We start from the raw sequence: 13,791 nt of genomic DNA on the forward strand, positions 1-13,791 counted from the left end.
GCTCCAATTAACAGCTGGTGCAACCCAAAAAATAAATGTATCTTTTAAACGAAAAAAGACCCGAACTAATATAAGATTTTAAATTAGTTCGGGTTTTATTTAGACTAAAACACTTTTGTCCCAGCCTCGTTAAGGTGGATTAAGAAAAGCTTTTCTCAAGTTCGTCTATTAAGGAGCCGACATAAGCAACAGCTACCTTAATTGGTTCAGGTGTTGTCATATCGACTCCGCCCAGTTGCATTAATTCTAACGGTTTCAACGTGCCCCCTGCTTTTAACGCTGACAGCCAACGGTCCACTGCAGCTTGACCTTCTTCTTGAATCTGTTTGGCTGCTGCTGTAGAAGCAGTAAGCCCAGCGGAATACGTATATGGATAAAGCCCCATATAATAATGTGGCTGGCGCATCCAGGTCAACCCAGCTCCTTCATCCATTTCCACTGCATCTCCCCAGAATTCAGAAAGCAAGGCAGCCTTTTGTTCACATAGAACATTTGCGGTGATAGGAATTCCCTCGTCTGCTAGATTGTAGACCCTGCGCTGAAGCTCACCTTCTAGAATATGTGTAACGAAGTTATGATAATACGTCCCCAATGATTGTAAGATTACCCATCTGCGCATTCTCTCATCATTTGGTTTTGATAGAATATGCTGACTTAACAGCATTTCATTCATCGTGGAGGGAGCTTCTACAAAATATCGGGACGGACGTGTGTTAGAAAGCTTCTGGTATCTGCCTGCTAAGCGGAAGTGCCCTGCATGACCTAATTCATGGGCAAGCGTATAAGCATTTCTCATAGAGTCACTCCAGGTCATGAGGATATAAGGATGGACACCATAAGGACTGGAACAGAAAGCACCCGAACCCTTCCCTACGTTATCAGCCAAATCAACCCAACGATTATTAAGCCCCTCTTCCATTATTTCCATATATTCAGGTCCCATCACTTCTAATGACTCTAGAATTAATTTAGATGCTTCCTCATAAGTAATCTCAGGATTAAAATCTGGATCTAGTGGTGCTTTTAAGTCACAGAATTGCATTGTCTCTAAACCTAGCACCCGCTTTTTCAATTTCGCATATCTGCGCATATGCGGTGCCAACTCGTTTTGTATAGTATCCAATTGATTATGATACATCTCTTTTGTCACCTGTTGATCATGAAGCAGCATATCTGTGACGGATTCATAGTTTCTTAGACGCGCTTCCACCACCTGCTTTTTCACTTCTGTTGCATAAGTTGCCGCATATGTATGCTTGTATTGTTTTAGTGTATCAATATAGGTTTGATAGGCTTTTCTTCGTAATTCAGTATTAGAAGACCCTTCATAATTAGGAAAAGAATTAAAAGATAGCGGATGTTCCTGTCCATCATCTGTAAAAAAAGATGGAAATCTCATATCCGATATTAAGCTTCTTTGATAAATGGTATATGGTGCATTATGCACTTCTCCAAAGGCAGAAAGTACTTCTTCCGCCTCTGGGGATAGCTTATGAGGCTTTGTTTCCAGCACATCCATCAAGGTCTTTTTGTACTCTTCCAATTCTGGTTCTTCTGCTGTGTATGCATTCAATGTTTCTTCATTTAGTTGAAGGATTTCAGATTGGATGAATGATATACTTGCGCTGAAGTTGGAAAGCATGCCGCCTACACGAGTCGAATTAGCTTGATTCTCAGGATTTGTTCCGTCTTCAGATTGTTTTAGGGATGCGAAAGTCATTACTCTCATAACTCTTTCTGTTAAGGCATCCTTGTCTTTTAAACAACGAAGCAATGATTTAGCATCCTTTCCAACTTTTCCTTTATAACAAGTGACAGTTGATAGGTCTTGTTGTACGGCTTGCAACTCCTGTTCCCAAGCTTCTTGTGAAACAAACAAATCTTCGAGATTCCATGTTTGCTCAACTGGGACTTCCTCCCTTTTTAATGCTTTATTCATAACCTTTGCCATTAACTTCCCCTCCATTTATTTCGATAATCGAATCTTTAATATAACTATTATATAAGAAGGAGGAAGTAATTTAAATGATATTTTTGAAAATTCGATATTTACAAAAAGAAAAAATCGCTAACACACCTAAACCCGCGTTACAAATGAGATATCAATCCCTTGGAACTCCTCTCGATTATGGAATATATTGAAAATATTAACCTTGGAAGAATCTTGCCTTTGCGCTTCAACTTTGCCATTTCTATGTAATTTCATTTTCACCAAGGTTTTCATATTGACGATCAGGACCTCTCTCCTCCTTTTTTCTTGTCACCGAGGTCTTCATATCGGCGATCAGGACCTCTCTCCTCCTTTTTCCTCATCACCGAGGTCTTCATAACGGCGATCAGGACCTCTCTCCTCCTTTTTTCTTGTCACCGAGGTCATCATAACGGCGATCAGGACCTCTCTCCTCCTTTTTTCTTGTCACCGAGGTCTTCATAACGGCGATCAGGACCTCTCTCCTCCTTTTTTCTTGTCACTGAGGTCTTCATAACGACGATCAGGACCTCTCTCCTCTTTTTTTCTTGTCACGGAGGTCTTCATAACGGCGATCAGGACTTCTCTCCTCCTTTTTCCTCATCACCGAGGTCATCATGAGGTCGATCAAGAATTACTATCAAGACTATCTCACCATTAAATTACTTTATATTTCCTAAACAATAAAAAAGACACTCTCGCTAAACCGAGAGTGCTCCCTTGTTTTTATTTCATCCTTCTTGCAAAATCAACAAATCGGAATTTGTCCAACCGATGACGCGATTCCGTAAATTGAAAAGGACTTGCATCATCCAAATGGACGATACTTTTTACCACTACCACGTGGGTCAGTCCATTTAAGTCCAATAGCTGCCTATCCTCATCCGTTGCTTCCTCAACTGTTACCTCTTTATCAGCAAAGGCTATTTGCATCCCTTTTTCAGACTCCAAGTAATCATAGATGGAGTTCTTGCATATTTCTGTGTCTAGATAAGGGACTTGACTTTTGATGAAGTAGTCTTTATCCAATATAATACTTTCATCATCCACCCTGCGAGAGCGTACCACCTTCCACAGCTCCCTCTCTCCCAACTTAGCCAGTAAATCAGAAGAGCCATGTACAGTGTCTAGTTCGTGTACGACTGTTTCCCAAGGTCTCCCCATTTTCTCTGCTAATTCCTTGAAACTTACCAAACCTGAAATGGGAAAATCAAATTTATCACGGGCTAGGACAATGGATCCTTTACCTCGGACTTTTTGGATATAGCCGTTATGAGCAAGTTGATTCAACGCTTTCCTTACCGTTTCTCTTGATGTTGTGAAAAGCTCCATCAGCTCATGTTCAGACGGAAGTTTATCTCCTGCCTTGAAATCCTGTTTCTCTATTTTCCTAACCAGCTGCTGATAAATTACTTGATATTTATTATTTTTCATTTTCTACCACCTATGGCTATTGTAGCATTACTTTTTCAGGTGATAAACGATGGATTCGTATGGACGTAGGGTTATTTCGTTATATTGGCTGCTAGAGTCATCATAATTGCTTAATAGCACTTCGGATTTGTAGCCGTCCACATCAACATCCTCTGGTAACACAAAGGCACTTTCCTTGCCATAGTAGTTGCTTATTACAAGAAGTTTCTCATTTTCACTATTGCGGATATAGGCAAATATTTGCGGATGGTCTCCTGAAATCAATTGGAAATCTCCATGTGTGATAACATCATAGTTCTTGCGTAATTCAATTAACTTCTTATAATGATAGAAAACTGAATCTTTATCATTCAACGCCGTCTCTGCATTTATTTCTTTGTAGTTTTTTGCCACTCCTATCCAAGGTGTACCCTTTGTAAACCCAGCATTCTCTTCATCATTCCACTGAACCGGCGTTCTGGAATTATCGCGAGACTTATGGCGAAGGATCTCAAGGATATCCTCCTCGCTCATTCCAGCTTCTTTTTTCAAATTGAAGATATTTAAGGATTCCACATCACGATAATCACTTATTTTCACAAATCCGGGGTTAGTCATTCCGAACTCTTCCCCCTGATAAATATAAGGGGTACCTCTCATCATATGCATGCTTGTAGCAAGCATTTTTGCTGACTTGTTGTGATATTTGCCATCATCACCATATCGGGAAACGACACGAGGTTGATCATGATTACACCAAAACAAGGCATTCCAACCGCCGCCTCTTTCCATCTCAATCTGCCACGTAGACAAAATATCCTTCAACTGTTGGAAATCAAAATCCGCAACAGACCATTTTTCTCCGTTTGGATAATCCACTTTTAAATGATGGAAGTTAAATGTCATGCTGAGCTCGTTCCGATCTGGTCGAGTGTATTTAATACAATGATCAATTGTCGTCGAGGACATTTCCCCTACCGTCATGCTGTCATATTTAGAAAACACTTTTTCGTACATTTCATTCATATATTCGTGAACGCGTGGTCCATCGGTGTAAAATTTACGGCCATCTCCTGGAGGCACTGAACCGTCATCATCCGGGAAACTCTGGTCTTTGGAGATAAGGTTAATTACATCTAACCTAAAACCATCCACTCCCTTATCAAACCAAAAGGTCATCATATCGTAGACTTTTTTGCGAACTTCTTCATTCTCCCAATTCAAGTCTGCTTGCGTCACATCAAATAGGTGCAAGTACCATTGACCTGTTTTCTCATCATATTGCCAAGCATTTCCACCAAACTTGGATTCCCAGTTTGTCGGTTCGCTGCCATCTTGCTTGCTGTCCTTCCAAATATAAAAGTCACGATATGGGTTATTTTCTTTTTGTTCTATAGATTTCTGGAACCACTCATGTTCAGTTGATGTATGATTCACGACAATATCCATAATAACTTTGATTCCTCTATCATGAGCTTGTGATAAAAGCTGATCGAAATCTTCCATCGTTCCATATTCTTCATGAATGGAAAAATAGTCGCTGATATCATAGCCATTATCTTTTTGCGGTGATTTGTAAATAGGAGTCAACCAAATAACATCCACTCCTAATTCTTTTAAATAATCTAGCTTCTCAATAATTCCCTGGATGTCTCCTACACCGTTTCCGGTTGTATCATTGAAGCTTTTTGGATAAATCTGATAAACAACAGATCTCTTCCACCATGGTTCTTGGTCTATTTTGCTCATTTTCATGCACCTCTATATTCAATATATTTAAACGTTAGTTCAGTAAATAAACTCTTGCTTCATATGGCTGCATAGTAAATTCACCTATATTACTTTGTTCTTGCACCGTATAGTTGCTTAGTAAAAGTTGTTTGGTCATAAAGTTAATACCTTTTGGCAGTTTGAAAATAGGCTCCTTGTCATAAAAATTGCATACCACAAGTAGCTTTTTGTCTTGATAGTTTCTAACATAAGAGAAAATCTCCGGGTCATCCTCAAGTATCAATTGATAATCCCCATAAACGATCAGTTCATTCTGTTTTCTCAAGTGAATCAGTCGTTTGTAATAGTTAAAGATAGAATGTTCATTATTTCTTTCGGCTTCTACGTTAATAGACTTGTAATTCGGGTTAACGGCTAACCATGGCTTTCCGGCAGTGAAGCCAGCATTCTCCTCATCACTCCATTGCATTGGCGTTCTCGCATTGTCCCTACTTTTCTTAAAGAGGCTTTCCATCACTTCCTGCTCACTCCATCCTTGTTTTTTCAGGTCAGAATAAGCCTGCAGAGTTTCAATATCCTTATAAGAATCTATCGAATCAAACCTAACATTTGTCATCCCAATTTCTTCACCTTGGTAGACATATGGAGTACCTTTCATCATATGAATAAGCGTAGCCAGCATTTTAGCGGATTCAACTCGGTATTTTTCGTCATTTCCAAATCTCGAAACAGACCTTGGTTGGTCATGATTATTAAAATATAGACTGTTCCAGCCACTATTTGCTAAGGTGTACTGCCACCTTGATAAACTTTGTTTAAGTTCAATCAAATTCAGTTCCTGCACGTCCCACTTTCCATTAGGTCCATTATCCAATCCCATATGTTCGAATTGAAATACCATGTTCAACTCATTTCTTTCTTCACCCGTATAATCTTTAGCCTGATCGGGAGTGACACCTGGCATCTCTCCGACGGTCATGACATCATAGTGAGATAAAACCTTCCCATTCATTTCTTTTAAGTAATCATGTATCTTTGGTCCGTTACGGTAGAACTTGCTTCCCGAAGCATAATTTTTGCCGGGCTTAATCTCTCCATCAGGCATGCTATCTACCTTAGATATGAAGTTGATGACATCCATCCTAAAACCGTCGACACCTTTATCCAGCCACCATTTCATCATGTGATACACTTCTTCCCGAAGCTTTTCGTTCTCCCAGTTGAGGTCCGGCTGCTCTTTGGAAAATAAATGCAGGTAATAATCTTTAGTCTTTTCGTTGTATTCCCAAGCAGATCCACCAAAGTTAGATGCCCAGTTGTTCGGCTCGCTTCCGTCTCCTTTTGGGTCCCTCCAAATATAATAATCACGATATGGATTCTCTCTGGATGTTTTCGCCTGTAAGAACCACTCGTGCTCATCAGAAGTATGATTGACCACAAGGTCCATGATCAATTTCATATCTCGAATATGTACCTCGTGTAACAACTCATCCCAATCATCCATCCTTCCGAACTCATCCATTATTTTCATGTAATTACTTATATCATAACCGTTATCACCATTAGGAGATTCATAAACAGGAGAAAGCCATATGGTATCGATACCAAGTCCCTTTAGATAATCAAGCTTCGTGATTATACCTTGAATATCCCCAATCCCATCACCATTAGAATCCATAAAACTACGAGGATAAATTTGATACACGACACTTTCTTTCCACCAAGAATGCTTCATCTATCAAGCTCTCCCTTCATAATTGAAAAAAATTGTAAAAAGGGGTAGACCCTTTTTACAATCTTTACGCTTCTTTTCTCATTTTCACTTTTGCTATTAAGAAAGTAATGATAAATGGTACGACGAGCACAATTCCCATGCCAAGGAAGAAAATTGGCCAGTATTCCGCCATAATCGAGAAGAATGCGGGTATTCCACCCACTCCTATAGACGGAGCCTTAACGCCAGCAATGGTAATGATAATCCCTGCAATGGCAGATCCGATCATTGCTGCGAAGAAAGGATAGCGGAAACGTAAGTTAACACCAAACATTGCTGGTTCAGTAATCCCCAACCAAGCAGAAATGGAAGATGTTAATGCCAACCCTTTTAACTTCTCATCTTTGGTTGCAAGCATCATGGCAAAGGCAGCTGAGCCTTGTGCTATGTTAGACAGGGCAACCATCGGCCATAAGAATGTACCCCCAATTGTTGCAATCAGCTGGAAATCGACTGCAAGGAATGTGTGATGCATCCCTGTGATTACTAATGGCGCATATAGACCACCATAAATAAGTCCACCTAGTGCAGGAACAGCATCAAAAATTCCGACAAATCCGTTCGTCAGGAAATTACCGATCGCGAATGTAACAGGTCCGATTGCAACAAACGTTACAAATCCTGTCAATAATAAGGTAATCGGTGGGACGATAAGCATATGAAATGCATCACTTACCCGTTTGGATAAGAATTGCTCTACTTTAGCCAGTACAAATGCTGCCACAAGAACAGGCAATACTTGACCTTGATATCCTACTTTTTCAATTTCTAATCCAAAGAACTTCCAAGTTTCAACCGCTCCGTCTTCTTGAGCTTCTGCATATCCCCATGCATTAAGAAGATCAGGATGCACAAGCATTAGTCCAAGCACAATCCCTAACAGTTCACTGCCGCCAAATCGTTTGGCAGCAGACCAACCAATAAGCCCCGGTAAAAAGACAAAGGCCGTATTGGCTATCAGGTTAATGATACTTGCAATATCTGCCCATTCTGTATGAACATCAATAACAGATTGTTCATCATAAAAGATACCCGGCCCGGTTAACAGATTGTTAATTCCCATCAATAGTCCTGCTGTTACAATGGCAGGCAAGATTGGAATAAAAATATCAGCAAGTGTTTTTATTGCACGCTGGAGGGGATTCAAGTTGGATTCAGCAGCTTTCTTTACTTCATCCTTTGAAGCTTCCCCCACACCGGTAATATCTACAAACTCTTTGTAAACCTTATTGACAGTTCCTTGTCCGATAACAACTTGAAATTGACCATTAGTGGAAAAAGAACCCTTCACCACATCAATGCTCTCTAACGCTTCTTGATCTACTTTACTTTCATCATGCAAAGCCAAACGGAGACGAGTCACACAATGTGTGGCTGCACTAACGTTTTCTTTTCCCCCTAAGGCTTGGACAATTTCTTCCGTCTGTTTTCTTATGTCCATTTGTGTTTCCTCCTGTATGCCTTCTCTTTTAATATTGAGATTCTATCTCATTTAATTTTTCATTTTAATTTTTAAAAATTCCGTTTGTCCTTTCACTGCATCTCCACTTGATATCTTTTCGAGACTCTCCACATTTTCTCCATTTGTGATGACAACTGGGGTAATAATGTCAGCAGCTTTTTCTTTAATAAGGTCGATATTAAAAGTAATCAGCTTGTCTCCAGCCTTCACTTTATCGCCTTCTTTTACATGTCCTTCAAAACCTTCCCCATTCATGGACACCGTTTCCAGTCCTACATGAATTAATATTTCCGCACCTGTCAGGGAACGAATACCAATTGCATGTCCTGTATGGAAGAACTGAACGATTTCTCCATCGACAGGTGATACTACCTCCCCTTCTGTTGGAACGATTGCCAACCCATCTCCCATCATTTTTTGAGAAAACGTAGGATCTGGAACATCGCTTAGCTCAGTCACTCTTCCGCTCAAAGGAGCAACAATGGTTTCCTCTGTTTGAGTTTGTGTGGTATTTTTCATTCCGAACAGCTTTTTGAACATGATAATCCCTCCAAATAATTATTTTTTTATGGGTTGTTCTTTTAATTTAGCGAAAAAACGCTTACATTCACATAGCGGCTTGTATATACATGCTAGTGGTATTTAGTCTAACTTGTATATACATGTTAGTCAACTAAAAAGTACTCTGCTTTTTATTAATAAAAGAAAAAAGTGTTTTAGTGGCCAGTGCTAAAGAAATAAAGGAGAAAAAAGATTTCATATGGGTCCATTCTTTCAACTCCAACATGTCAAGCATCATAAACAATGGTTCAAAAATAAAAGACAAAACCGCTGCACAAAGCACACTTCCTATGACAAATCTTTTCCAAGTAGACACATACTGATAAAGAATCATATACATAACCGGTATGACAGCTGAATCCGCCGGGAGCAATGTTTGAATGTCTGTGTTTAACTTAAAGGGGTAGCTCCACTTGCCATATTCTGTCCCAAGTAAGTCAAGCCAAGTTGCCATTGCAGCCCAACAGAGACCATATGCAAGTATTTCAAATACCCTCTTTTTATCTACTATCCACCACCATATTACCCATGGAAGAAATATGGATGTTAACAAAAGCCACCAGCGTGGATCGGCAATTGAGCTTAAAACTATCCGGTTGTATAGGTAGTCATAATTGACAATCTCCATTATGTACATTCCCTCTCTTTATTACCTTAAACACTTATAAAAACAGTCATAAGTTGTTTTATTTTCCCCTACACCCCTTAATTTACTCAATCCCTTAATGTCCAAACAAAAAACACTGCAGGTTATGCAGTGTTTAGAGTGATATCGTTGTCGTTATTGGGAGGAAGGAAAATATTTTAAAGGTGATCTTTACTTTTTCTGCTGCTTCTACGCTTCCTTTACTTTTTGAATCAGTGATATAGATGCTATAGATTTCTTCTTTTTTGGAAGTGTCACTTGGAATGGTAACCTCCTTCAATTCTTCAAACTCCTCTGTTTGAGTAGACATGAATGACTGATCCACGTTGGCGTCACTACCAGAATACACTCCATTAAGTTTGATGCTATAAGCCGTGATGGGCAGCTCGTTTTCTTTGCTGTCCATCATGGAGGCCCTGTAAACTTTAATGGGCATGACATAAGGGTTTTGCAGGCTTAATGATATGCCATTTTGATTTGTTTCCTTTACTGCTGAAGCGATAACTTCTTCTTTTGTGGTGTGGATATAGAGCATAAATAAGAATAGGCTTATGATTAGTGCTAGTGTAAGACGTACTGGTTTTTTTAATTTTTTCAATTGTAAGGCTCCTCGCATTGTGTTCTTTGAAAATAATATCTTTTTTACTTACATAACACAATTCGAAGCTATTGAAACCTATTCGTCCTTCACTCCTGCTTCATATTCATCCACTAAATCTCCTTGATCATCATATAGCTGGGCTTTATCTCCATTATTATTCCATAAATGGTCACTCAGCCAATGGATATATTTTTTGAAATGTTGTTTATGTGCGCCAGAAGCAATGTAAATGGTTTCGCCTGGTTGGAGCTTATAATTTTCAGGGAAATCATACGTTTGATACCCTTTTTTACTTACTAATTTCCAATAGGACATATCAACTGTTTCAGCACTTTTATTTTCTAACGTGACCATTTCTTCTTTAACATCCAAATCAGTGATGACAATTGATTTTTTAGATTCTTGCTTTTGCTGATTAGCATAAAGCCAGGGACGATTATTGACGAATAATAACTTTCCATCTGTTGAAAATACGATGCTCCCAGACTCTGCCGTATTGTATATATCCGCCCCGCTCTCAATCAATCTGTTTAAGACTGGCAAATGGGGGTGGTGAAAGTCATTATCTTTTCCGGCGGATATTACGGCTATTTTAGGTTGAACATCCTTCAAAAACGAAGCTGTTGATGAGCTATTAGAACCATGATGTGCGACTTTCAATATTGTCGATTGCAGGTTGTACTTCCTGCTCATTCGCTTTTCTTCTTGCTCCTCCGTATCACCCATCAAAAGAAATTTCATCTCCCCATATTTTATATGTAGGACGATGGAAGCATTGTTGGTTTCTTTTTCTTCCGACCCACTGTTTAACACCTTGATCTTCAACTCTGGATCAATGTCCAACATCATTTTTTCCTTCGCATATTGTACGGGGACAATATTGTTCCAGACATATTGTTTGTATTGAATAAAAGTTAATGTTGTATGGGCCTTTCCGCTGTCTAATATTTTCTTGACGGGTAACTTTTCTAATAAAGAAGGGATTCCTCCAATATGATCAAAATCGGGATGAGTGATAACTAATAAATCAATGGACTTAACGTTAAGCTTCTTCAAATAAGCAAGCAGCTTTTTAGAGGAATCCTTTGGGCCAGTATCTACAAGTACGTTAGATCCATTAGGTGTTTGCAATAGAATTGCGTCCCCTTGTCCGACATCAATGAAATGAATAAGTAATGGCAGCGAAACAATGTTAGTATTCTTAGGTTTTTCTATTTCATAAAGAAATGTTTGTGCGTCTGTTTGATTAATGGAAAGTGGTGTCAGAGTACTTGACTGGGATGTATTCAGAGGCTGAAGAAGAATGGAGAGAAGCAGCAGTATGATGATTTTTTTCATGTTCAACCTACTCCCCCCCTTGTGTGATGATTCTATATTTACTATGAGGGAGAGTCGGTATTTTTATTCATTAATTAGTTCGTAAAGCCGATGTTATCTAAGAAAATTAAACCCCTATCGGTCTGGTTGAATTCAAAAGTAACCTCTTCTATCTGAGTGTAATCTATGTCCGGAAAGTTCTCTTTTAAATAATTTAATGGAATACCGTAAGTTTGGAGCATATGTTCATACTGATTACCGTACCGCTCGTTCCACCAATCAAAACGGTACAAAGTAGTCGTATAAGTAGGTTCGATATCGATGGTTTTTCTTACTCTGCCATCAAAATTGGCTATTCCCTTTGCTTTAACACTTACTGATACAGGAATCGCTTTATTTTCAGATCCCTCGGGTAGGTCAATATGATAAAAATCATACCTTGATGAATGGGCCTGTACTGCATCAAACCTTAATACTGTCTGTTCTGAAAAGTTATCAGCAGCACCTTCAGGCAATTTAAGGGTATATCGACTATTTTTATTCGTCCAACCCAATTTAACTACTTGATTATTTTGCTGTTCTTTATTTCTCAGAAGTAAATTAATTTCTTTCCAGACGCGAAGGTTGTACCCTTGTAGCTGTCCGCCATTTTGTGTTGTCTTCGTTACATCCACATCCTCTTCGAATGTAGCAATAGGTTGAAAATCACGATCTTCATAGCGCACACGAAGTGGATCGGTTGGAATCCACGTCGAAGCAATTTCCTTATCTGAGAAGACTCCACGGTAATCACGTTTTCCTTTTAGCGTGGCGTCAAGAAAAGCAGAAACATACACCTTGGTGATTTCTCTTTGAGTTTCAGGATCCATTATTTCTTTTCGGTTCATAAACCACCAATATGGGCTTGGCTGATCCACTTCCCAGTCTGAATTAAATTGGCCATGGTTGGCGCCATAGATATACACACTGCTTTTGAACCCGTCAAAGTCTTCAGAAAAAGAAACACGCTGAAATTGCTTCATCCCTAGGTAGTTCGTATGGTCAGTATCATTACCACCTTGGAGAGTAAGATAGTTCACATCTTGTAGACTGACTGGTTGATCTCCCGGTTTGAATCGACCATCACCAGGGGATAAACCTATTAATGATTTTATGGAAAAATCAAAGTTCAAACTCACTTTTGCGTTGTTCGGAAACCTGTCAAGTTCATTAAAGAGAGCCGCGATACTGACAGCTTCTCCACCCCTAGAGTGGCCGATGAGAGCGATATTGTCCATATCTACTCTATTGTAAAGCGCATGTGTTTTGTCTTTGTTCCATGACTGCCAAAGTTCCAAGTGCTTTAATAATAGCCAGGCCCTACCGGCGTTATCCCAGCCGATATGACCTGTTTTCCCGGAGTTGATGAAATTTTGGTCAACCGACGCAACGATATACCCTTTACTTGCCAGCATTTCTCCAAGATAAGCGTAACCTCCGTCTGAAAAATCAACCATATTATGGTTGCCATGAACGATTAATACAAGAGGATATGCACCTCCCTCATCTTTTTCAGGCATCCACACTCGCCCATTCAACGGGGCATTGTATAAATCAAAACCCCAAAACCATTCTCGATACCATTTATTCAAGCCCTTAGGTTGTGCAACAAACGATGACATATTGACAGTTTTGGTTTCATATTTAACATCTCTATACTCCTTCCTGCGTTCATCCTTGCCACTTCCATAGGTAAAATATTGAACCTTGGCACTTCCACTCTCGGCTGGATTTGTTAAAGTAGTGGCAACTTCTCCTACCTCAAGTGACCAAGGACCATCTTTTCCATCTGTAATTGCAAGATAAATAGCGGCTACGTGCAAGCCTAGCGTAAGAAAACTAAAAAAGAGAAAAAGTGCTTTTTTCCGTTTACGATAGAGAAATACGGTGATTCCTAATAATATGGCCAGTACCATTACGGCAAAACCCATCAATCGGAAGAATGGGCCCATAAATGAGCCAACACTGTATATTACAGCTATACAAGCTACGATGACTGACACAAGAAATCTAGGTAAACCCCTTAAAATATTTAAGAGGATTAGCGTAATCCCTATCCCCAAAACTAATGCCAATGCACCAGTACCTGAAATCAAAAGTATATCAAACCACTTTCCTGCACCCGTAAAGAAAAAATAACTTAATACCACAACAAAAAACGATATATAAAGAAGGAGACTTATTACCAGTTGCCTTTTGCTTTCGCTCATGAAGCTACTAGCTTTTTCTACACTGTTATCATAAAGCTGTTTTAGCTTGTTCATTTTAAACTCCTACT

Annotated in this window: 10 protein-coding genes; all 10 read right to left on the reverse strand. The window is 39.3% G+C overall.

Annotation, left to right across the window (positions count from 1 at the left end; genetic code table 11):
* Positions 1-139: 139 nt before the first annotated feature.
* Positions 140-1,951 carry an oligoendopeptidase F gene (gene pepF / locus HC179_RS20345; protein WP_168866016.1) on the reverse strand — a complete coding sequence of 604 codons (1,812 nt, stop codon included), beginning with the start codon at positions 1,949-1,951 and terminating at the stop codon, positions 140-142.
* A gap of 744 nt (positions 1,952-2,695) precedes the next feature.
* On the reverse strand, positions 2,696-3,403 hold the full coding sequence (gene treR, locus HC179_RS20350; protein ID WP_168866017.1) for a trehalose operon repressor: 708 nt from the start codon (positions 3,401-3,403) through the stop codon (positions 2,696-2,698).
* Positions 3,404-3,430: 27 nt separating this feature from the next.
* On the reverse strand, positions 3,431-5,131 hold the full coding sequence (gene treC / locus HC179_RS20355) for an alpha,alpha-phosphotrehalase (protein ID WP_168866018.1): 1,701 nt from the start codon (positions 5,129-5,131) through the stop codon (positions 3,431-3,433).
* 34 nt (positions 5,132-5,165) lie between these two features.
* Positions 5,166-6,848: a glycoside hydrolase family 13 protein gene (locus tag HC179_RS20360; RefSeq protein ID WP_168866019.1), complete on the reverse strand. Its 1,683-nt coding sequence runs from the start codon at positions 6,846-6,848 to the stop codon at positions 5,166-5,168.
* 64 nt (positions 6,849-6,912) lie between these two features.
* Complete coding sequence (gene treP, locus HC179_RS20365) at positions 6,913-8,328, reverse strand: PTS system trehalose-specific EIIBC component (RefSeq protein WP_168866020.1); 1,416 nt, start codon at positions 8,326-8,328, stop codon at positions 6,913-6,915.
* A gap of 51 nt (positions 8,329-8,379) precedes the next feature.
* Positions 8,380-8,889 (reverse strand): PTS sugar transporter subunit IIA, encoded by a 510-nt coding sequence (locus tag HC179_RS20370; protein ID WP_168866021.1) that lies wholly within the window; start codon positions 8,887-8,889, stop codon positions 8,380-8,382.
* Positions 8,890-9,022: 133 nt separating this feature from the next.
* Entirely contained in the window at positions 9,023-9,538 is a 516-nt protein-coding gene (locus HC179_RS20375; RefSeq protein ID WP_168866022.1) for a CBO0543 family protein, read from the reverse strand.
* Positions 9,539-9,671: 133 nt separating this feature from the next.
* Positions 9,672-10,154 carry a hypothetical protein gene (locus HC179_RS20380; RefSeq protein WP_168866023.1) on the reverse strand — a complete coding sequence of 161 codons (483 nt, stop codon included), beginning with the start codon at positions 10,152-10,154 and terminating at the stop codon, positions 9,672-9,674.
* A gap of 78 nt (positions 10,155-10,232) precedes the next feature.
* Positions 10,233-11,495: an MBL fold metallo-hydrolase gene (locus HC179_RS20385; protein ID WP_240948604.1), complete on the reverse strand. Its 1,263-nt coding sequence runs from the start codon at positions 11,493-11,495 to the stop codon at positions 10,233-10,235.
* Between the two features lie 74 nt (positions 11,496-11,569).
* Positions 11,570-13,777, reverse strand: coding sequence for a poly(ethylene terephthalate) hydrolase family protein (locus HC179_RS20390; protein ID WP_168866025.1), 2,208 nt, complete (start codon positions 13,775-13,777; stop codon positions 11,570-11,572).
* Between the last annotated feature and the right edge of the window lie 14 nt (positions 13,778-13,791).

Origin of the sequence: Bacillus sp. RO1, assembly GCF_012524115.1 — a bacterium.
In the GTDB taxonomy this organism is placed as follows: domain Bacteria; phylum Bacillota; class Bacilli; order Bacillales; family Bacillaceae_I; genus Sutcliffiella_A.